Annotated in this window: 22 protein-coding genes, 1 other RNA gene and 1 other annotated feature; of the genes, 12 read left to right on the forward strand and 11 right to left on the reverse strand. The window is 56.3% G+C overall.

Annotated features, from left to right (window positions below):
• Positions 1-17: 17 nt before the first annotated feature.
• The gene (locus tag AC2CF9_RS08460; protein ID WP_150017609.1) at positions 18-887 is read left to right on the forward strand and encodes a LysR substrate-binding domain-containing protein; all 870 of its coding nucleotides are present in this window, start codon (positions 18-20) and stop codon (positions 885-887) included.
• Between the two features lie 59 nt (positions 888-946).
• Here AC2CF9_RS08460 and htpG read toward each other — a convergent pair whose 3' ends face one another.
• The 6 genes from htpG to AC2CF9_RS08490 form a co-directional block, all read right to left on the reverse strand.
• Entirely contained in the window at positions 947-2821 is a 1875-nt protein-coding gene (gene htpG, locus AC2CF9_RS08465) for a molecular chaperone HtpG (protein ID WP_484556757.1), read from the reverse strand.
• A 100-nt stretch (positions 2822-2921) separates the two neighbouring features.
• The gene (gene recR / locus AC2CF9_RS08470; protein ID WP_039383019.1) at positions 2922-3527 is read right to left on the reverse strand and encodes a recombination mediator RecR; all 606 of its coding nucleotides are present in this window, start codon (positions 3525-3527) and stop codon (positions 2922-2924) included.
• Positions 3527-3856 (reverse strand): YbaB/EbfC family nucleoid-associated protein, encoded by a 330-nt coding sequence (locus AC2CF9_RS08475; RefSeq protein WP_031377860.1) that lies wholly within the window; start codon positions 3854-3856, stop codon positions 3527-3529. Before AC2CF9_RS08475 ends, recR begins: the two co-directional genes overlap by 1 nt.
• A gap of 50 nt (positions 3857-3906) precedes the next feature.
• A complete protein-coding gene (gene dnaX / locus AC2CF9_RS08480; RefSeq protein WP_484556758.1) occupies positions 3907-5886 on the reverse strand; it encodes a DNA polymerase III subunit gamma/tau in 1980 nt (659 codons plus the stop codon).
• Positions 4501-4562: a sequence feature (DnaX frameshifting element), on the reverse strand. (Overlaps the previous gene by 62 nt.)
• 225 nt (positions 5887-6111) lie before the next feature.
• Entirely contained in the window at positions 6112-6663 is a 552-nt protein-coding gene (gene apt / locus AC2CF9_RS08485) for an adenine phosphoribosyltransferase (protein WP_150017615.1), read from the reverse strand.
• Between the two features lie 153 nt (positions 6664-6816).
• Positions 6817-7194 carry a DUF454 family protein gene (locus AC2CF9_RS08490; protein WP_150017616.1) on the reverse strand — a complete coding sequence of 126 codons (378 nt, stop codon included), beginning with the start codon at positions 7192-7194 and terminating at the stop codon, positions 6817-6819.
• A gap of 52 nt (positions 7195-7246) precedes the next feature.
• Here AC2CF9_RS08490 and priC point away from each other — a divergent pair, with 52 nt between their 5' ends.
• The 3 genes from priC to rsmS are packed head-to-tail and all read left to right on the forward strand — an operon-like array spanning position 7247 to position 8213.
• The gene (priC, locus tag AC2CF9_RS08495) at positions 7247-7759 is read left to right on the forward strand and encodes a primosomal replication protein PriC (RefSeq protein WP_484556759.1); all 513 of its coding nucleotides are present in this window, start codon (positions 7247-7249) and stop codon (positions 7757-7759) included.
• Positions 7760-7803: 44 nt separating this feature from the next.
• Positions 7804-8049, forward strand: coding sequence for a GlsB/YeaQ/YmgE family stress response membrane protein (locus AC2CF9_RS08500; RefSeq protein WP_039383012.1), 246 nt, complete (start codon positions 7804-7806; stop codon positions 8047-8049).
• An 8-nt stretch (positions 8050-8057) separates the two neighbouring features.
• Positions 8058-8213 carry a pleiotropic regulatory protein RsmS gene (gene rsmS, locus AC2CF9_RS08505; protein WP_484556760.1) on the forward strand — a complete coding sequence of 52 codons (156 nt, stop codon included), beginning with the start codon at positions 8058-8060 and terminating at the stop codon, positions 8211-8213.
• On the opposite strand, the gene acrR is transcribed toward rsmS, so the two are convergent.
• Complete coding sequence (acrR, locus tag AC2CF9_RS08510) at positions 8210-8845, reverse strand: multidrug efflux transporter transcriptional repressor AcrR (protein WP_094111511.1); 636 nt, start codon at positions 8843-8845, stop codon at positions 8210-8212. The genes rsmS and acrR overlap by 4 nt on opposite strands.
• A gap of 143 nt (positions 8846-8988) precedes the next feature.
• Here acrR and AC2CF9_RS08515 point away from each other — a divergent pair, with 143 nt between their 5' ends.
• The 4 genes from AC2CF9_RS08515 (at position 8989) to ykgO (ending at position 13888) form a co-directional block, all read left to right on the forward strand.
• Entirely contained in the window at positions 8989-10185 is a 1197-nt protein-coding gene (locus AC2CF9_RS08515; RefSeq protein WP_039383010.1) for an efflux RND transporter periplasmic adaptor subunit, read from the forward strand.
• Positions 10186-10201: 16 nt separating this feature from the next.
• The gene (locus AC2CF9_RS08520) at positions 10202-13354 is read left to right on the forward strand and encodes an efflux RND transporter permease subunit (protein WP_150017622.1); all 3153 of its coding nucleotides are present in this window, start codon (positions 10202-10204) and stop codon (positions 13352-13354) included.
• Positions 13355-13477: 123 nt separating this feature from the next.
• Positions 13478-13735, forward strand: a complete 258-nt coding sequence (locus AC2CF9_RS08525) for a type B 50S ribosomal protein L31 (RefSeq protein ID WP_150017624.1) — start codon at positions 13478-13480, stop codon at positions 13733-13735.
• A gap of 12 nt (positions 13736-13747) precedes the next feature.
• Positions 13748-13888: a type B 50S ribosomal protein L36 gene (gene ykgO / locus AC2CF9_RS08530; RefSeq protein ID WP_071668939.1), complete on the forward strand. Its 141-nt coding sequence runs from the start codon at positions 13748-13750 to the stop codon at positions 13886-13888.
• 219 nt (positions 13889-14107) lie between these two features.
• Here the strand turns inward: ykgO and AC2CF9_RS08535 are convergent, their stop codons facing one another.
• Genes AC2CF9_RS08535 through AC2CF9_RS08545 form a run of 3 tightly spaced genes read right to left on the reverse strand, consistent with a single transcriptional unit; the run spans position 14108 to position 16485 of the window.
• Entirely contained in the window at positions 14108-14986 is an 879-nt protein-coding gene (locus AC2CF9_RS08535; protein WP_484556761.1) for a metal ABC transporter substrate-binding protein, read from the reverse strand.
• Between the two features lie 21 nt (positions 14987-15007).
• A complete protein-coding gene (locus AC2CF9_RS08540; protein ID WP_484556762.1) occupies positions 15008-15847 on the reverse strand; it encodes a metal ABC transporter permease in 840 nt (279 codons plus the stop codon).
• Entirely contained in the window at positions 15844-16485 is a 642-nt protein-coding gene (locus AC2CF9_RS08545; RefSeq protein WP_484556763.1) for a metal ABC transporter ATP-binding protein, read from the reverse strand. Before AC2CF9_RS08545 ends, AC2CF9_RS08540 begins: the two co-directional genes overlap by 4 nt.
• 318 nt (positions 16486-16803) lie before the next feature.
• Here AC2CF9_RS08545 and AC2CF9_RS08550 point away from each other — a divergent pair, with 318 nt between their 5' ends.
• From AC2CF9_RS08550 to AC2CF9_RS08560, 3 genes are all read left to right on the forward strand, one after another.
• On the forward strand, positions 16804-17157 hold the full coding sequence (locus AC2CF9_RS08550) for a hypothetical protein (protein WP_150017632.1): 354 nt from the start codon (positions 16804-16806) through the stop codon (positions 17155-17157).
• 145 nt (positions 17158-17302) lie between these two features.
• On the forward strand, positions 17303-17680 hold the full coding sequence (tomB, locus tag AC2CF9_RS08555) for an Hha toxicity modulator TomB (RefSeq protein WP_039383003.1): 378 nt from the start codon (positions 17303-17305) through the stop codon (positions 17678-17680).
• 24 nt (positions 17681-17704) lie between these two features.
• Positions 17705-17923: an HHA domain-containing protein gene (locus tag AC2CF9_RS08560; RefSeq protein WP_039383002.1), complete on the forward strand. Its 219-nt coding sequence runs from the start codon at positions 17705-17707 to the stop codon at positions 17921-17923.
• A gap of 103 nt (positions 17924-18026) precedes the next feature.
• Here AC2CF9_RS08560 and ffs read toward each other — a convergent pair.
• An RNA gene (gene ffs, locus AC2CF9_RS08565) (signal recognition particle sRNA small type) lies at positions 18027-18123 on the reverse strand.
• Positions 18124-18280: 157 nt separating this feature from the next.
• Between ffs and AC2CF9_RS08570 the strand changes: the two genes are divergently transcribed.
• On the forward strand, positions 18281-18592 hold the full coding sequence (locus tag AC2CF9_RS08570) for an MGMT family protein (protein WP_484556764.1): 312 nt from the start codon (positions 18281-18283) through the stop codon (positions 18590-18592).
• The last annotated feature ends 35 nt before the right edge of the window (positions 18593-18627 follow it).

Below are 18627 nucleotides of genomic sequence, written 5' to 3' on the forward strand. Positions count from 1 at the left end.
TTACACAAGGGACGAGTATGACCGCGCTTCCGTCACTACGGGCGCTGCGCTATTTTCATCAGGCAGCGCTGCACAGCAGTTTCAGTACGGCAGCGGAAACCCTGCATGTCACCCACAGTGCCGTCAGCCATCAGGTGCGCCAGCTGGAGAGCTGGATGGGCAAGCCGCTGTTTGTACGCACTAACGGACGCGTCAAACTCACCTCGCATGGCGAACGCCTGCTGGTCAGCTGTCAGAAAGCGTTCAGCGAACTTGCCACCAGCTGCGAAAGCATACGCACCGGTATGCGGCATCATCTCTCTGTTTCCTGTGCGCCCAGCTTTCTCTCTCAGTGGCTGATCCCGCGTATCAGCAGTTTCTATCAGCGCTACCCGGATATTGACGTGCAGTTTCAGTCACTGGTTGAGATCGACCAGCTGCGCAGCGAACACACCGATGTGCTGATCCTGAGCTATGAGCAGCAGCCCGATGATGATATTGAAGCCACGCTTATCAGCGATGACGCGATTGGGCCGCTCTGCGCGCCCCACTACGCCGAACGCCTGCAGAGCGCGCGCGATCTGCACACGCTGCCGCTGCTGCATGCGGATACCCGGCTGCACGCCTGGGCAGAGTGGGCAAAAAACAGCGGGGTACGCGGTGATTTCTGGCGAGGCAAACACTTTGATAATCTGATGCTGGCTATCCAGGCCGCCAGAAGCGGTCTGGGAATCATTATGGCACCGCGACTGCTGGTGCAGCAGGAGCTGGAGGCGGGCGCGCTGATTGCGCCGCTGGGCTTTGTGCGCATCGATCGCGCGACCTGGATGATGGCCAAACGCTCGCGCGAGCAGAATACAGAGATCCGTCTGTTTCGCACATGGCTTAGCGAGCAGGCGCAGTGCTGACGCCATAAGAAAGGGCGCCATCGATGGCGCCCTTTTTATTCGCTTCGCGCTGCGCGGCGTTATGCCGTCAGCAGCTGGTTCATGCGGCGGATAAACTGGTTAGGATCGTCCAGCGTACCGCGCTCAGCCAGCAGCGCCTGATCCAGCAGCAGCTCAACCCACTCGGCAAAGCGCGCCTCATCCTGGGTATCCGCTACGCGTTTCACCAGGCCATGCTCCGGATTGATCTCAAAGATATATTTCACTTCCGGAACATCCTGACCGGCGGCGGCAAACAGTTTCGCCATCTGGGTGGTCATTTCGTTAGCGTCAGTGGTGACGATGGCAGGTGTATCGGTCAGACGATGCGTCAGTCGCACCTCTTTTACGCGCTCGCCCAGCAGCGTTTTCACGCGCTCAACAAACGGCTCCAGCGCTTTTTCCGCTTCTTTCTGCTCTTCGGTCTCTTCATCCGCCAGCTTGCTCAGCGACTCATCGGCTTTGCTTACTGACTGGAACGTTTTACCGTCGAACTCGGTGAGATAGCTCATCATCCACTCATCGATGCGATCGGAGAGCAGCAGTACCTCAATGCCTTTTTTGCGGAACAGCTCCAGATGCGGGCTGCTTTTCGCCGCGGCGTAGCTGTCCGCCGTGATGTAGTAGATCTTCTCCTGCCCTTCAACCATGCGGCTCAGGTAGTCATCCAGCGATACGCTCTGCTCGCTGCCTTCGCTCTGCGTGGTGGCAAAACGCAGCAGTTTAGCAATCGCCTGCTGATTGGCGCTATCTTCCGCCGGCCCCTCTTTCAGTACCAGACCAAACTCTTTCCAGAACTGCTGATACTTCTCTGCATCATCTTTTGCCAGTTTTTCCAGCATCTGCAGGCTGCGCTTGGTCAGCGCGGCGCGCAGGCTCTGGGTTACACGGCTATCCTGCAGAATTTCACGTGAGACGTTGAGCGGCAGATCGTTAGAGTCAATCAGGCCGCGCACAAAGCGCAGGTAGTTCGGCATGAACTGCTCAGCGTCATCCATGATAAACACGCGCTGTACATAAAGCTTGAGGCCATGCTTGCTGTCGCGGTTCCACATATCGAACGGAGCACGCTGCGGGATGTAGAGCAGGCTGGTGTACTCCTGCTTGCCTTCCACGCGATTATGGCTCCAGATAGCCGGATCGCTGAAGTCATGCGCAATGTGCTTGTAGAACTCGTTGTACTCGTCGTCGCTGATCTCCGCTTTGTTACGCGTCCACAGCGCCTGGGCTTTGTTGACCTTCTCCCAGGTTACGGTGTCGTTCTCTTCATCTTTGGTTTCGATCTCTACCGGCAGTGCGATGTGATCGGAATATTTGCTGATGACGTTACGCACGCGCCAGGCGTCAAGGAAATCATCTTCACCGGCGCGGAAATGCAGCGTGATCTCGGTACCGCGATCGGCTTTTTCGATCTCTGCCAGGGTATATTCGCCTTCGCCTTCTGACTCCCAGAACACGCCCTCACTGGCCTGTGCGCCGGCAGCGCGGGTGCGCACGGTCACTTTGTCAGCAACGATAAAGGCGGAGTAGAAACCCACACCAAACTGGCCAATCAGCTGGCTGTCTTTCGCCTGGTCAGAGCCCATAGACTCCAGAAACGCTTTGGTGCCTGATTTAGCGATAGTGCCGAGGTTTTCAATCACCTCATCGCGACGCATACCGATACCGTTGTCGCTCAGCGTCAGCGTCCGTTTCTCCTTGTCGACCGAGATACGTACGCGCAGCTCGCCGTCGCCTTCATAGAGATCCGGCGTGGAAAGCGCGCGGAAGCGCAGCTTATCAGCGGCATCAGAGGCGTTGGAGATCAGTTCACGCAGGAAAATCTCTTTGTTTGAATAGAGGGAATGGATCATCAGGTGCAGAAGTTGTTTTACCTCTGACTGGAAGCCACGCGTCTCTTGTCCTTTCATGGTCATTGCTACCTCAACAGAATCGGGGTTGATCGAACGTTGAGGAAGAGATGGGGATGGCGGGAAAATTTTCAAGCCGGTTTCAGTGAATGAAACCGGCGAGTGCTTAGAATTTAATCTTATGACGCCCGGCAAGAGAGTGCGACAGCGTGGTGCCATCAACCATCTCCAGCTCGCCACCTACCGGCACACCGTGCGCGATACGGCTGGCGTCAACGCCATACTGACCGCACAGCTCAGCGATATAGTTGGCGGTCGCTTCACCCTCTACCGTGGGGTTGGTCGCCAGGATTACCTCCTGCAGCGTCTCATGTTCCAGACGCTGCTCCAGGCGATCGAGCCCGATATCCTGCGGACCAATCCCATCCAGCGGCGACAGATGTCCCATCAGCACAAAGTAGCGCCCGCCAAACTGGCCGGTCTGCTCAATGGCGTGAATATCTGCCGGGCTTTCCACCACGCAAATCTGCCCGTTCTGCTGCCGACGGGCGTTAGCGCAGATGGTGCAGATCTCCTGTTCGGTGAAGGTACGGCAATCGGCACAGTGGCCGATTTCCGACATCGCGCGCGTCAGCGCCTGAGCCAGACGCATTCCACCGCTGCGATCGCGTTGCAACAGGTGAAACGCCATGCGCTGCGCTGACTTCGGGCCTACACCCGGCAGACAGCGCAGTGACTCCATTAAGGTTTCAAGCAGTGGACTGGTCTGCATCAGAACGGCATCTTGAAGCCGGGCGGCAGCTGCATACCGGAAGAGACAGAAGCCATCTTCTCTTTCTGCGTCTCATCGATGCGACGCGCCGCATCGTTAAAGGCTGCAGCAATCAGATCTTCCAGCATATCTTTGTCATCTTCCAGCAGGCTGGGATCGACTTCCACGCGACGGCAGTTGTGCGCGCCGTTGATGGTGACTTTAACCAGACCCGCACCCGATTCGCCCGTAACTTCCAGCGCGGCGATCTCTTCCTGGACCTTGGCCATTTTATCCTGCATCTGCTGGGCCTGTTTCATCAGGTTGCCCAATCCGCCTTTACCAAACATAGTTTTCTCTCTCTGCTGGGGCTGCGCGCAACCTCTGCGCGACAGCGTGATCATACGGGTCGGATACTCTCTTCATCCAGATCGGCATCAAAAAACTGCTGCAGCATCTGAATGTGGGTATCACTTGCGAGCGACTGGCGCGCCTGCGCCAGCTTCTCTTCATAGATGGCCTGTCGCCACTCCAGCGGCGTCAGCACCGCCGGATTATCATCTTCCACGATGGTCAGTTCAACTTCCTGACCCGCCGCCTGGCTTAGCGCAGCCTGAATGGCCTGCCGGGCTGCCGCAGAATTGAGGTGTCGCTGGCTGCTGCGCAGATGCAGCGTCACGCTCTGTTCATGCTGCTCTTTCCACGCGTTGAGTGCCACCTGCTGCACCAGCTTTGGCAGCGTCAGCCGGGCAATTTCAGCGGTCCAGGCATCACGCTGCTGTGCTTCCTCGGCCAGCCGCGCAGCCAGCTCCGGCGTTTTCTCATGCTCCAGCGCTGAACGCAAGGCTTTTGGCGTTGCGACCGGCTCCGCTTTCTCCTCACTCTGCTGCTGCGCTTTCCAGCGGTACGCCTCCGGTTTTACCGGCGCGCTCACGGCTTCGGGTGCGCGCTGCTGAACGCGCTCCGTCACCGTAGCCAGACGCTCCAGCGCCTGATTTGCCGGCCGCGCGGGACGCGCTGCCGGCTCACTCTTTTTTACTTTACCTGCCCCCTGACGCAGCAGTTGCGTACGCGCCTGCAGCAGCTGGCTGGTGGTGTCCGGCAGATTGCCGGCAGGCGGTGCCTGCGGTTCTGCCGGAGCCGGCGCAGCGGGCGGCGCCATCTGCGGTTGCGTAGCCGGCGCCATCTGCGGTTGCGTAGCCGCAGCGGGCTGCTCAGCCGGGGCGGCGGCAGGTACCTGCGGCGCCGCCTGCGGTGCCAGCGACGGACGCGCCACCGGTTCAGCAAGTGTAGCCTGTGGATGGAAAGCCAGCGCGCGCAGCAGCGTCATTTCCACGCCCAGGCGCCGATCGGGCGCCAGCGGCAGATCTTTGCGTCCCATCAGCAGCGTCTGATAGTAGAGCTGCACGTCAGCGGGCGGCAGGGTACGCGCCAGCTCACGCAGGCGCTGCGCTTCACTGAACTCTTCATCATTCAGGGAGCCAGGCAGCAGCTGCACCATTGCGATGCGATGCAGCAGCCGCAGCATCTCAACCAGCAGCGCTTCCCACTCTACACCGCGCGAAGCGGCCTGATTCAGGCGCGCCATTACCTGTTCGCCGCTGCCTTCTGCCAGCGCTTCAATCAGCGCCAGCGGCTGTTCGTCATCCAGCGTACCGAGCATCTGCGCGACGGTGTCGCGCGTGACGCTGCCCAGCCCGCTGGCGATCGCCTGATCGGTCAGGCTCAGCGCATCACGCATACTGCCATCGGCAGCACGCGCCAGCAGATGCAGCGCACGTGGCTCCGCGGCAATCTGCTCCTGCTCGAGCACATAGCTCAGCTGCTGCTGAATCTGTTCAACGTCCAGCGCCTTCAGATGGAACTGCAGGCAGCGCGACAGGATAGTGATCGGCAGCTTCTGCGGATCGGTAGTGGCCAGCAAAAACTTAACGTGGGACGGCGGCTCTTCCAGCGTTTTCAGCAATGCGTTAAAGCTGTGGCGCGACAGCATGTGCACTTCATCAATCAGATAGACCTTAAAGCGACCACGCGCCGGCGCGTACTGCACGTTATCCAGCAGATCGCGCGTGTCTTCCACTTTGGTACGGGAAGCCGCATCGATCTCAATTAAGTCAACAAAGCGGCCCTGCTCAATTTCCCGGCAGTTGTCGCACTTGCCACAGGGCGTAGCGGTAATACCGGTTTCGCAGTTCAACCCTTTCGCCAGCAGGCGGGCAATAGAGGTTTTCCCTACGCCACGGGTGCCGGAGAAAAGATAGGCATGATGAATACGTCCCAGTGATAACCCGTTGGCGAGCGCAGTCAGCACATGTTCCTGACCCACTACGTCTGCGAAGGCCTGGGGACGCCATTTTCGCGCAAGTACCTGATAGCTCATGTGGATGTGGTCACTGGATTGTATTGAGTTGGCACAGCAGCGCGGCAATCAGCCGGCAGCCACCGTCAGAAAAAGGGAAAAAATGCAGCTTCGCAAACCCTGTGTATTTGGGCAGTAGTTTACCAGCCACAGCGAAATATGCCTATACCCGTCTCGGGCAGGCGCAGGCAGAGTAACGTAAGGGGTAAGCACTGCGCTCCGCAAAACAGCAGAGCGCAGCAGGCCTTAGTGGCCGGGGAAGCTGACGAGGCTGTAGCAGTTAACGCCCAGCGCGGTCAGGCGCGCTTCGCCGCTGAGATCAAACAGATTAATCACAAAAGCGGCATCATTGACTTCGCCACCCGCGCGGCGGATCAGTTTTACCGTCGCCTCAATGGTGCCACCGGTTGCCAGCAGATCGTCGATGACCAGCACGATATCGCCAGGTTTAATCGCATCTTTATGCAGCTCCAGCGCATCCGTACCGTACTCCAGCTCATAGCGCTCCTGCCAGGTTTCACGCGGCAGCTTGCCCGGTTTACGCACCGGTACAAACCCTACGCCCAGCCCCAGCGCTACGGGTGCACCAAACAGGAAGCCGCGCGCTTCTGTACCCACTACTTTGGTGATGCCTTTGTCACGATAGCGCTCAACCAGAATGGAGATTGCCGCCGCATAGGCCTGCGGATCTTCCATAAGGCTGGTTACGTCGCGGAACAGAATGCCCGGCTTCGGATAGTCGTGAATACTTTTGATGCTGTTTTTGATCAGTTCAAGCTGCTGCGCAGTTGCGGTCATAAAGGTTACGCCTGGAAAAATATCTAAAACGCGCCGCTTCAACAGCGCCAATACCCGGAGACCGGGTTAAGCGAAGTCGTTTCACAGAGGGAAGCCACGCACGAAGATGCCCAAATCTAAGCAAACAGCAGCCTAAATGCAACCCTGACGCGGTTAATGTTGCGTTGTCTCTTCTTCTACTACCGGAATACGCCACATAAAGAGCAGCAGTATTGCTAACAACACCAGCAGCAGCAGACGCAGCCAGAACAGCTTTACCAGCCAGAGCGAAAACGCAAAGGTGATGATAATCAGCACTATTGCCCGCCCCTTAGCGCCTGGCGGCATGGCCCGATGACGCTGCCAGTGACGCAGATAGCGGCCAAACGGCGAGCGCCACAGCAGCCAGTGGTGAAAGCGCGGCGATGAACGGGCAAAACACCAGGCGGCCAGCAACACAAATGGCGTTGTCGGGAGTAAAGGTAATACAATGCCCAGCGTGCCCAGCACTATCGCCAGCCAGCCAAGGCTCAACAGTAAAAAACGCTGCATGCCAGATGCCTGAATACTGAATATGCTCTTACGTTAACATGGAACCGAAGTGATGCCTCTCCTTTCCGCGCCTGAGCGGCTGCAAAAAATCGTTGAAACGCTGCGCCAGCGTATAGCACAGCAGCCGGACGGCGCCTGCAGAGTGCCGCGCTTTGATGCCGCCCTGTTTCAGACTAAAGGCACCCGCCTGAGCGACTATTTGCAGGAGCTGGAGCGAAATCTGCACCATCTGCAGCAAAAACAGCACAGCGCCGTGCAGCAGCAGTGGCTGGCGCAGCGGGTGCTGGATCAGCTGGCGGCGCTTCAGCGCGAATGCGAAAGCCAGCAGCTGCGGCCGTGGCGGGAGCAGCCGCGGCGGGATACCCGCCAGCAGAAGCGTGTTGAGTATCAGGGATATGAGACGCGGCTACTCGCTATGCTGCGCCAGCGTGAGGCGCATCTTGCGCAGGCAGAAACGCTGAGCGTGCAGCAGCAGCTGATGCGGGAAGTAGAACAGCTGCAGGCGCGATTAAGCCGCTGTCGCGCGGCGCTTTATCAGCTCGAACTGCCCGCCGCGCAGGCGTAGCGCCGCACTTCTATACTCAACGCATAAGCCAGAAGGAGGAAACGGTGACGCTGATTATCTGGATAGTAACGGGCCTGGCCGCGGGCTGGCTCAGGCGCCTGCTGCTGCCCGGCAGGCCCGGCGGGATGATCCCCGGGCTGGTACTGGCCGCGATTGGCGCGCTGATTGGCGGCTATATTGCCACTTACTTTATGAATGGCGAAATCGGCACGCTGCATATCGCCGGCGTGGCTGCCGCCCTGGCGGGCGCAGTGCTGATGCTGCTGGTTGCAATAAAACTACGGATTTAGGAGAGAGTATGTCGCTTGAGAGCGCACCGGATGAGATTAAGCTGGCGGTAGACTTGATTCAGCTGCTGGAGGAGAACCGGGTGCCGCCCGCGACGGTGCTGGCCGCGCTGGCGATCGTCCGGCGCGACTATGAACAGAAGCTGGCCGCCGCGCATACAGATTAACGCGCGCTCAGGGTCGGGCTCAGCCGCAGCATATCGAGAAACGCATCAACGATCTGCGGCGCTTCCGCTGCCAGGTCAAAACTGTGCGGATTAAACAGCCAGCTCTCCATCATGCCATTGATATAGCCGCGCATCAGCAGCGCCGCCTGGCGAGTATTCAGCGCACCGGGCAGCTGCCCCGCCTCAATACAGCTGCGCAGCACGGTTTCAATGCGGTCATAACACGCCTGCAGTAAACCCTGCTGCATCGCTACCAGCGTCGACATTTCGCCCACAAACTCACATTTATGGAAGATAATCTCCATAAGTGCGCGTCTTTGCGCATCCTTTGCCGTGGCGTCAAGGATATAGATCAGCATCGAACGCATTACAGAAAGTGGATCGTCCGGATATTTTGTCTGATACTCAAGTTCCACATCGTCCAGCCCGGCGTCGCAGCGCAGCCAGATTTCCTGTAACAAATCGGCTTTATTTTTAAAGTGCCAGTAAATGGCACCGCGCGTGACACCAGCCGCTGCGGCGATATCAGCCAGCGACGTGGCGGCCACACCCTGTTCAGAAAAGTGTGCTAATGCGGCATCAAGAATTTGATTACGCGTTTCAAGTGCTTGCGCTTTGGTTTTTCGTGCCATAGGGAGCTGTTTTTACAAACTGGCAAGTTTACATACATTTGTGAATGTATGTACCATAGCATGACCCGTGTTTTAACGCAGCAATGGGTTTATCGGTTTGTGATCCATTGATCATTTGATATCGGACACTAGAGGTTTTATTTATGAATAAAAACAGAGGGTTAGTGCCTCTGGCGGCCGCCGTGATGCTTTCAGGCAGCTTTTTGTTAACAGGATGTGATGATGATAAATCTCAGCAAGCCGGCCAGCAGCAGCAGCAACCGCCGGAAGTCGGGGTGGTCACATTAAAAGCTGAACCCCTGAAGGTCACGACTGAACTGCCCGGTCGCACTTCCGCGTTTCGCGTAGCAGAAGTCCGCCCTCAGGTGTCGGGTATCATTCTGAAGCGTAATTTTGTTGAAGGCAGTGATATTAAAGCGGGTCAGTCGCTTTATCAGATCGATCCTGCCACCTATCAGGCAGCTTACGACAGTGCTAAAGGGGATTTAGCGCAGGCGCAGGCTAATGCCCGCGTAGCGCAGCTCACCATCAAACGTTATAAACCGCTGCTCGGCACCAAATATATCAGTCAGCAGGATTACGACAACGCAGCGGCCACTGCGGCTCAGACCGCGGCTGCTGTACAGGCCGCCCAGGCTAACGTTGAAACTGCCCGTATCAACCTCGCCTACACCAAAGTTACCTCGCCTATCAGCGGCCGTATCGGCAAATCCTCTGTGACAGAAGGTGCCCTGGTCTCCAATGGTCAGACTAACGCGCTCGCGACCGTGCAGCAGCTGGATCCTATGTACGTCGATGTAACGCAGTCCAGTGACGATTTTCTGCGCCTGCGCGCCGAGCTGGAAGCGGGTCAGCTGAAACAGACCGATGGTAAAGCTAACGTTACGCTGCTGATGCAGGATGGTAGCCCTTACAAGCAGTCGGGAACACTGGAATTTTCCGATGTCACCGTTGATGAAACCACCGGTTCGATTACGCTGCGCGCTATCTTCCCAAACCCGGATAACCGTCTGCTGCCGGGTATGTTTGTGCGTGCGCGTCTGGATGAAGGCGTGAACCCAACCGCGCTGCTGGTGCCGCAAACCGGCGTGACCCGTACGCCAACCGGCGATGCCAGCGCGATGGTTGTTGGCGCAGATAACAAAGTAGAAGTACGTAAGATCACTGCAAATCAGGCATTTGGTGACAAATGGCTGGTTACCGATGGTCTGAAAGAGGGCGACCGCGTGATTACCGTCGGTATTCAGCGCGCGAAAGCGGGTGCGCAGGTTACGCCAAAAGAGGTCTCAGATGATGCTAAAGCAGCCCAGGAATCTCAGTCTGCTAAATCGTCGTCATAACAGGAGCCGTTGATACATGGCTAAGTTCTTTATCGATCGCCCCATTTTTGCATGGGTGCTTGCCATCATCATTATGATGGCGGGTGCGCTGTCGATCATCAGCCTGCCGATTGAGCAATATCCCAATGTTGCGCCACCGGCGGTTGAGATCCAGGCATCTTATCCGGGTGCGGATGCAAAAACGCTGCAGGATTCTGTTACGCAGGTTATTGAACAGAATATGAACGGCATCGACGGGCTGATGTATATGTCCTCGAGCAGTGACTCATCCGGTACGCTAACGCTGACGCTGACCTTCCAGTCCGGTACCGACGCGGATATCGCGCAGGTACAGGTGCAGAACAAGCTGCAGCTGGCGATGCCGCTGCTGCCGCAGGAAGTACAGCAGCAGGGGATTCAGGTTAAAAAATCCTCCAGCAGCTTCCTGATGGTAGCCGGTTTTGTCAGTGATGATGGCAGCATGACGCAGAACGACATTGCGGACTATGTCGCCTCTAATATCAAAGATCCTATCAGCCGTACCACAGGCGTAGGTGATACCCAGGTGTTTGGTGCACAGTATGCGATGCGTATCTGGCTCGATCCGCACAAGCTGAACAACTATCAGCTGACGCCGGTTGACGTGATCAGTGCGCTGCAGACGCAGAATACCCAGGTCGCCGCCGGTCAGCTAGGCGGTACACCGCCGGTGCCAGGCCAGCAGCTTAACGCCTCTATTATTGCTCAGACCCGCCTGACCTCAACCGATGAGTTTGGCAACATCATGCTCAAGGTGAACCAGGATGGCTCGCAGGTGCGTCTGCGCGACGTGGCAAAAATTGAACTGGGTGGTGAAAACTACGAAGTTATTGCCCGTTACAACGGCAAGCCTGCATCCGGTATCGGTATCAAGCTGGCGACCGGGGCTAACGCACTGGATACCGCAGAAGCGGTTAAAGCAGAGCTGGGTAAACTGGAGCCGTTCTTCCCGTCAGGCATGAAGACCGTCTACCCGTATGACACGACTCCGTTTGTAAAAATCTCCATTTTCGAAGTGGTTAAAACGCTGTTCGAAGCGATTGTGCTGGTGTTCCTGGTTATGTATCTGTTCCTGCAGAACTTCCGCGCCACGCTGATCCCCACCATCGCCGTACCGGTGGTGCTGCTGGGTACCTTCGCTATCATCAATGGTTTTGGCTACTCCATTAACACGCTTACGATGTTTGGTATGGTGCTCGCCATCGGCCTGCTGGTTGATGACGCCATCGTGGTCGTCGAGAACGTTGAGCGCGTTATGGCAGAAGAGGGACTGCCGCCGAAAGAGGCGACCAAACGCTCCATGGAGCAGATTCAGGGCGCGCTGGTCGGTATTGCGCTGGTGCTCTCTGCGGTATTTATTCCCATGGCGTTCTTTGGCGGTTCGACCGGGGTTATCTACCGTCAGTTCTCGATTACCATCGTTTCAGCGATGGCGCTGTCGGTGCTGGTCGCGCTGATCCTCACCCCTGCCCTCTGTGCCACCATGCTCAAACCGATTAAAAAAGGTGAGCATGGTAAAACCACCGGCTTCTTTGGCTGGTTCAACCGCATGTTCGACAAAAGCACCAATCACTATGTCGACAGCGTCAGCCATATTATCCGCAGTACCGGCCGCTATCTGGTAATCTATCTGGTCATTGTTCTTGGCATGGCGTGGCTGTTCCTGAAACTGCCGACCTCCTTCCTGCCGGAAGAAGATCAGGGGCTGTTACTGGCGCAGGCGCAGCTGCCAGCCGGTGCAACCCAGGAACGTACTCAGAAAGTGCTGGATCAGGTAACGGATTACTTCCTGACCAAAGAGAAAGATAGCGTCAATTCCGTGTTCACCGTTAACGGCTTTGGCTTTGCCGGTCGTGGTCAGAACACCGGTATCGCGTTTGTCAGCCTGAAGCCGTGGGATGAGCGTGGCAGCGCCGATCTGAAAGTACCCGCTATCGCCGGACGCGCCATGGGCGCACTGGGTCAGATTAAAGATGCCATGGTCTTCCCGTTCAACCTGCCGGCCATTATCGAACTGGGTAACGCCACCGGTTTTGACTTCCAGCTGATTGATCAGGGCAACCTGGGCCATGAAAAGCTGACCGAAGCGCGAAATCAGCTGTTTGGCATGATCGCCCAGCATTCAGATACGCTGGTTGGCGTACGTCCGAACGGCCTGGAAGATACGCCGCAGTACAAGCTGATTATCGATCAGGAAAAAGCGCAGGCGCTGGGGGTATCGCTCTCTGATATCAACACTACGCTGGGCGCCGCCTGGGGTGGATCCTACGTCAACGACTTTATCGATCGCGGTCGCGTGAAGAAAGTGTACGTTATGGGTAAAGCGGATGCGCGCATGCTGCCGGATGACATTGGCAAATGGTATGTGCGTAACAGCGCCGGCAATATGGTGCCCTTCTCCGCCTTCTCCTCTGCGAAATGGCAGTATGGCTCACCGCGCCTGGAGCGTTACAACGGTCTGCCTTCCATGGAGATCCTCGGTCAGGCTGCACCGGGCAAAAGCTCGGGTGATGCGATGGATATGATGGAGGAGCTGGCGTCGAAACTGCCAACCGGTATTGGCTACGACTGGACCGGCATGTCCTATCAGGAACGTCTGTCAGGTAACCAGGCCCCGGCGCTCTATGCGATCTCGCTGATTGTCGTTTTCCTCTGCCTGGCGGCACTCTATGAGAGCTGGTCTATTCCGTTCTCGGTAATGCTGGTCGTGCCGCTCGGCGTTATTGGCGCGCTGATCTTCACCACCCTGCGCGGGCTCAGTAACGACGTCTACTTTGTCGTCGGGCTGCTGACCACGATTGGGCTTTCCGCTAAGAATGCCATTCTGATCGTCGAATTTGCGAAAGATTTGATGGATAAAGAGGGCAAAGGCCTGGTGGAAGCGACGCTGGAAGCGGTACGTATGCGTCTGCGCCCGATTCTGATGACCTCACTGGCGTTTATCCTCGGCGTACTGCCGCTGGCGATCAGCAGCGGTGCCGGCTCCGGCGCTCAGAACGCAGTAGGCACCGGCGTAATGGGAGGAATGGTCACTGCTACCGCGCTGGCGATCTTCTTTGTACCGGTCTTCTTCGTCGTGGTGCGTCGCCGCTTCAGTAAGCATAAAGCGGAGCTTGAAGGCAGCCATCCGGCTGAACACGCGAAACACTGATTGACTCCTTAATGAAAAAGGCCGCAGATGCGGCCTTTTTTTATGGTGCCTGATGACAGTTGCAATCGCGCCATAACGGGCGCATAATAATGTAATATTATAACATTACATAGGAGCCTTCATATGAAGCCTGATATCCACCCGCACTATCGTCCGGTTCTGTTCCATGACACCACCGCTGATGAGTATTTTAAAGTGGGATCAACCATTAAGACTGAACGCACCATCGAGTTTGAAGGCGAGGTTCTGCCTTACGTGACGCTGGATGTCTCCTCCAAATCGCACGTTTATTATACCGGCAAACAAAAAGAGTTTGCCAAAGAGGGCAGCGCGGCGCGCTTCAACAAGCGCTTTGGCAGCTTCCTGACGCGCACCAGATAAAGGAGCAGTACGATGCAGGTCGTGAGTTCACTTCGGTCGGCTAAAACCCGCCACCGGGATTGCAAAGTGGTACGACGTAAAGGCCGTATTTATGTGATTTGCAAATCCAATCCACGTTTCAAAGCGGTTCAGGGAAGAAAGAAAAAGCGTTAATGCGTTGTGAGAGTCTGGCCGGGATGCTCCCCGGCCTTTTTTATCAATTTGCGCGTAAGACCTCGCCCAATCGGGCGGGGATATAAGCGCGGTAACATATAAAAGCGGCCGGGCTGACCGCGTTAGCCCACGGAGCGACTGTAAACCCTAAAGCCGCGTAATGCGGCTCAGGTAGGTTGCGTTGAAGTGGGAATCCTCGCCCTTTAGGGCGGGGAGCAGTCAATGCATGCTTTTCAGCATCGCTTCCGCGTTATGCCGGAATGCTGCCGTATAGGTCGCAGCCGGACCGCCAGCAGCGGAGAGCGCCTCCGGATAGAGTTCGCCGCCGGGCTGCGCCCCCGATTCACTGGCTATCTGTTTAACCAGGCGCGGGTCGGTCTGATTTTCAATAAAGTAGCGGTGAATATGCTCACGCCTGAGCTGCTTGATAATCTGCGCAACGTCACTGGCGCTGGCTTCTGCTTCGGTAGAAAAGCCGACCGGAGCCAGGAAGGTAACGCCATAACGCTGTCCGAAGTAGCCAAAAGCATCGTGGCTGGTCAGCACTTTGCGTGCGCTGCGCGGCACGGCGTTAAATGCAGATTTAGCCCAACTGTCGAGCTGCTGCAGCTGCTGAATATAACGCTCGCCGCTGCGCCGGATGTCGGCGGCGTCCTGCGGATCGGCTTTTATCAACGCCTGCATTACGTTACGCGCATAAATTTCACCGTTCTGCAGATTGTTCCAGGCGTGCGGATCGGTGACGGTACTGCCCTCCTCTTCCATAGTACGCGTGCTGATGCCGCTGGACGCCACCACCACATCGCCGCGATAGCCTGAAGCCCTAATCAGCCGATCCATCCACCCTTCCAGACCGAGACCGCTGACAAACACCACGCTGGCCTGCGCCAGCGCCTGGCTGTCCTGTGGCGTAGGCTCAAAGGTATGCGGATCGCCATCCGGCCCGACCAGCGAGGTGACACGCACATGATCGCCGCCAACCTGTTTTACGATATCGGCCAGCACGGTAAAACTGGCTACCGTGTTGATAGTACCGGCCTGCGTAAACGGGCTGACCAGCATCGCGCTGGTTATCAGGCTCAGTGCAATAAACTTCATTTGTATCCCCTTATCAGTATATTAACGACGACGCAGCACGCCGCCGCATGGCCCTGTCAGAACAGAGAGCAGAAACAGCCCGGCAGCACTCAGCACCACGACGGGTCCGGCAGGCAGTGAGTAGTACCAGGAGAGCAACAGACCGCTTAGCGCAGCAGCGATTGCCAGCAGCATAGCGATAAACAGCAATGGGGTGAGCCGACGGCTCCAGAAGCGGGCGCTGGTAGCGGGCAGCATCATCAGCCCGACGGACATCAGCGTTCCCAGAATCTGAAAGCCAGCAACCAGGTTCAGTACGACCAACAGCAGAAAAAGCCCCTGTACCAGCGGTGCGCTCCAGCGGTTCTGCACCCGCAAAAAGTCGGGATCGAAGGCGTCAATGACCAGCGGGCGGAAAATCAGCGCCAGCGTCAGCAGCGTGAACGCGGCGATAGCGGCAACCAGAACCAGCGCACGAGTGTCGACTGCCAGCAGTGAACCAAACAGCACGTGCAGCAGATCCACACTGGAGCCGCGCAGCGAAACCAGCGTGACCCCCAGCGCCAGCGAGCCAAGATAAAATCCGGAAAAACTGGCATCCTCTTTTAACGGGGTATAGCGACTGACAGCGCCGGAGAGCAGCGCCACCACCAGCCCCGCCAGCAGTCCGCCTGCCCCCATTGCCACCAGCGACAGACCTGAGAGCAGATAGCCAACCGCTGCACCCGGCAATATCGCATGCGATAGCGCGTCGCCTATCAGACTCATCCGGCGCAGTGACAAAAACACGCCTAACGGAGTGGCGCTCAGCGCCAGCGCAATACAGGCCACCAGCGCGCGGCGCATAAAGCCAAATTCGATAAAAGGCTGCAGCAGCGTCATGACGTCACCTGCACGCTCTCTGGTGAGTGATCCAGCGATAATTCTGCGCTGAAGTAGCGGCTGACCAGCGGCCTGTCGTGCAGGACCACCAGCAGCGTCGTGCCCTGCTGATGCTGCTGCCGGAGCAGCGCCATCAGCAGAGTAGTGGTGGATGCATCGATAGCGCTGAAAGGTTCATCCAGCAGCCAGACCCGGCTCTGCTGCATCAGAAGCCGGGCAAAAAGGACCCGCTGCAGCTGGCCGCCAGAGAGCGTAGCGGGCTGCGCATCGGCAAATGCCCGCATCTGTACGGCGTCCAGCGCGGCGTCGATCTCTCTGTGCAGCGCCCGGTTAATACCGCCAAACCAGCCGCAGCGCGGCCAGCAGCCGGTAGCAACCAGCTCATATACCGTAAGCGGAAAACGCGTCTCCAGTTCGCTACGCTGTGGCAGCCAGCCAATAGCACGGGCGGGCACGCCGATCGGGCAGGAGCCGGAGACCGGCGCAATCACGCCAGCCAGCGTTTTCAGCAGCGTTGACTTGCCGCTGCCGTTTGCGCCGGTCAGCGCGGTCATACTGCCGGCAGCCAGTTTTCCGTCGGGGATCGCGGTTATCGCCTGCCCGCGATAGCCGACCAGGAGCCGATTAAAGTGGATCATGCCGAGGTGCCCCAGAAGACGCAGAGCATCAGCAGAGTAATAAGTATCATGATAACCATCAGACGACTGCCGACGGAAAGTAACAGATCGCTGTTGCGCATCGCATTCACCATTATGTTATAACATAACAATACACTAACGAATTTAACGGCAAAGCGCGTGCAGAGAAGTGTTTCAAAAATTGATCGTCCGTGCCCCCGGGCAGATCGCCAGTGGCATTACCCATCGCAATAATCGCTGGTAGCGTCAATCACCTGCTTGCATTACAACCAGCAAGACTCAATGATAGCGGTACGATCTTTTTTTACGGAATACGCTATGCAGGCTATTATTAATGTGGACGTTGCGGCAGATGAACATGACTGTGACAAACTTCGCAGCGTCATTCAGGGGAATATTCTTAAAATAGCTGAAGCGCTGGCCGGAGAGTTAGACTGGTATTCGCAGAGTGCTCAATTAGTTCCTGAAAGTTTTCAGGTACTATCTATTAAAACCATTAATCCAGATAGTTTTAAAATGCTTTATGAATTTTCCTGGGATTTATTTAATCCCTGCCTCGATTTGAACGAAACATTTACCCGACATGAAGAAGTTATGTTCCACGTAAAGCCCGGCGCGCTGGTGTTTGATGTGATTGACAATACGCGCCTCTCCCCTGCTGATGAATTGTAATATTTGGTAATTGAGGTGAGCAAAACTAATGATTGTGGATTACATTTAACAGGTCGCTGAATTATTTTTATTCGTGATCGCTCCCTGGTAGCTCTTTTAAATCTCGCCGCGCTGCGGCTCCTGTGCTCGCTATGGAGGGAAAAAGATGGACGAATACTCACCGAAACGGCATGATATTGCCCAGCTTAAATTCTTATGTGAAAACCTGTATGACGAGAGTATGGCTACCCTGAGTGAAAATCATCGCGACTGGGTTAATGACCCTGCCTCCTCTGCTAATTTACAGCTCAACGATTTTATTGAGCATATAGCCTCTTTCACAATGAATTACAAAATTAAGCATACGGAAGATGAGTCGCTGATTTCTCAAATTGATGAATATCTTGATGATACCTTTATGCTTTTTAGCAGTTACAGTATCAATGCAAAGGATCTTCAGCGCTGGCAGCGATCCGCTAAACGCTTATTTAATATTTTCGCCGAAGAGTGTGCTTATCTTCAGCAACCGAGCCATTCCTTTTAGCATCAGAGTGAGAAAATTTTTTTCATGAGCAATCAAACCCTGACCAAGACCGACTATTTGATGCGTCTGCGTCGTTGTCGTTCAATTGATACCCTTGAACGGGTCATCGAAAAAAATAAGTATGAATTACCGGATAGCGAACTGGCAGTATTCTATTCAGCAGCAGATCATCGCCTTGCTGAACTGACCATGAACAAGCTTTACGATAAAGTGCCAGGCTCTGTGTGGAAATATGTTCGCTGATACAGCGTGCAGTGCTGTTGAGTGACTGAAGCGGAAAAAGGCAAGGGAGTGCCGTAAAACTCTGAAGAGGCGCGGCTGGTTGCTGGCCCAAAATGGGTGGAGGCCCTGCCAGCTACATCCCGGCACACGCGTCGCCTGCTGCGGCTGCTTCCTTCCGGACCTGACCGAGTTCACAAGTTAGCGTTGCGGGAGAACCAACAGGGCCTCCATTGAGTGCTCTCTTATCAGAGAGCGGGGGCATTATCAGCGAACGCCTGTGCAATTGCAAGGGTGAGCCAGACAACCGTTGTTTTCTTGAACAGGCGTACTCTGTCAGCTACCCTGCTTCAGGTTTCCCTCTGTTTCTTACTCCCGATAATGAATGATTCTCTGAATTTTGCCGCACGCGTCTGGCACATTGTAGCCGCAATACCGCGCGGTCAGGTAACCACCTACGGTGATATCGCTTTACTCGCCGGTTCACCGCGCGCTGCGCGTCAGGTAGGCGGTGTACTGCGTCGCCTGCCGCCGGAAAGTACGCTGCCCTGGCATCGCGTTGTCAACCGTTACGGACAGATTTCCCTGCAGGGTGACGATCTGCTGCGTCAGCGTGATGCGCTGGAGGCTGAAGGGGTCATTGTCAGTGAGGAAGGCGGGATTGATATGGCACGCTATCGCTGGGAGATTTAATCAGCAGGCCCGCAACGGGCCTGCTGATGCTGCAG

The organism is Pantoea sp. SYBGC1, from assembly GCF_057197005.1.

What these genes read in the sequence shown, in the direction of transcription:
- AC2CF9_RS08540 (WP_484556762.1), bottom strand. Translation starts at nt 15,847, where the DNA reads ATGACGCTGCTGCAGCCTTTTATCGAATTTGGCTTTATGCGCCGCGCG.
- ykgO (WP_071668939.1), top strand. Translation starts at nt 13,748, where the DNA reads ATGCAGGTCGTGAGTTCACTTCGGTCGGCTAAAACCCGCCACCGGGAT.
- rsmS (WP_484556760.1), top strand. Translation starts at nt 8,058, where the DNA reads ATGTCGCTTGAGAGCGCACCGGATGAGATTAAGCTGGCGGTAGACTTG.
- AC2CF9_RS08560 (WP_039383002.1), top strand. Translation starts at nt 17,705, where the DNA reads ATGAGCAATCAAACCCTGACCAAGACCGACTATTTGATGCGTCTGCGT.
- AC2CF9_RS08535 (WP_484556761.1), bottom strand. Translation starts at nt 14,986, where the DNA reads ATGAAGTTTATTGCACTGAGCCTGATAACCAGCGCGATGCTGGTCAGC.
- htpG (WP_484556757.1), bottom strand. Translation starts at nt 2,821, where the DNA reads ATGACCATGAAAGGACAAGAGACGCGTGGCTTCCAGTCAGAGGTAAAA.
- AC2CF9_RS08525 (WP_150017624.1), top strand. Translation starts at nt 13,478, where the DNA reads ATGAAGCCTGATATCCACCCGCACTATCGTCCGGTTCTGTTCCATGAC.
- AC2CF9_RS08515 (WP_039383010.1), top strand. Translation starts at nt 8,989, where the DNA reads ATGAATAAAAACAGAGGGTTAGTGCCTCTGGCGGCCGCCGTGATGCTT.
- apt (WP_150017615.1), bottom strand. Translation starts at nt 6,663, where the DNA reads ATGACCGCAACTGCGCAGCAGCTTGAACTGATCAAAAACAGCATCAAA.
- AC2CF9_RS08520 (WP_150017622.1), top strand. Translation starts at nt 10,202, where the DNA reads ATGGCTAAGTTCTTTATCGATCGCCCCATTTTTGCATGGGTGCTTGCC.
- acrR (WP_094111511.1), bottom strand. Translation starts at nt 8,845, where the DNA reads ATGGCACGAAAAACCAAAGCGCAAGCACTTGAAACGCGTAATCAAATT.
- AC2CF9_RS08570 (WP_484556764.1), top strand. Translation starts at nt 18,281, where the DNA reads ATGAATGATTCTCTGAATTTTGCCGCACGCGTCTGGCACATTGTAGCC.
- AC2CF9_RS08545 (WP_484556763.1), bottom strand. Translation starts at nt 16,485, where the DNA reads ATGATCCACTTTAATCGGCTCCTGGTCGGCTATCGCGGGCAGGCGATA.
- tomB (WP_039383003.1), top strand. Translation starts at nt 17,303, where the DNA reads ATGGACGAATACTCACCGAAACGGCATGATATTGCCCAGCTTAAATTC.
- AC2CF9_RS08550 (WP_150017632.1), top strand. Translation starts at nt 16,804, where the DNA reads ATGCAGGCTATTATTAATGTGGACGTTGCGGCAGATGAACATGACTGT.
- AC2CF9_RS08460 (WP_150017609.1), top strand. Translation starts at nt 18, where the DNA reads ATGACCGCGCTTCCGTCACTACGGGCGCTGCGCTATTTTCATCAGGCA.
- AC2CF9_RS08490 (WP_150017616.1), bottom strand. Translation starts at nt 7,194, where the DNA reads ATGCAGCGTTTTTTACTGTTGAGCCTTGGCTGGCTGGCGATAGTGCTG.
- AC2CF9_RS08475 (WP_031377860.1), bottom strand. Translation starts at nt 3,856, where the DNA reads ATGTTTGGTAAAGGCGGATTGGGCAACCTGATGAAACAGGCCCAGCAG.
- recR (WP_039383019.1), bottom strand. Translation starts at nt 3,527, where the DNA reads ATGCAGACCAGTCCACTGCTTGAAACCTTAATGGAGTCACTGCGCTGT.
- priC (WP_484556759.1), top strand. Translation starts at nt 7,247, where the DNA reads ATGCCTCTCCTTTCCGCGCCTGAGCGGCTGCAAAAAATCGTTGAAACG.
- dnaX (WP_484556758.1), bottom strand. Translation starts at nt 5,886, where the DNA reads ATGAGCTATCAGGTACTTGCGCGAAAATGGCGTCCCCAGGCCTTCGCA.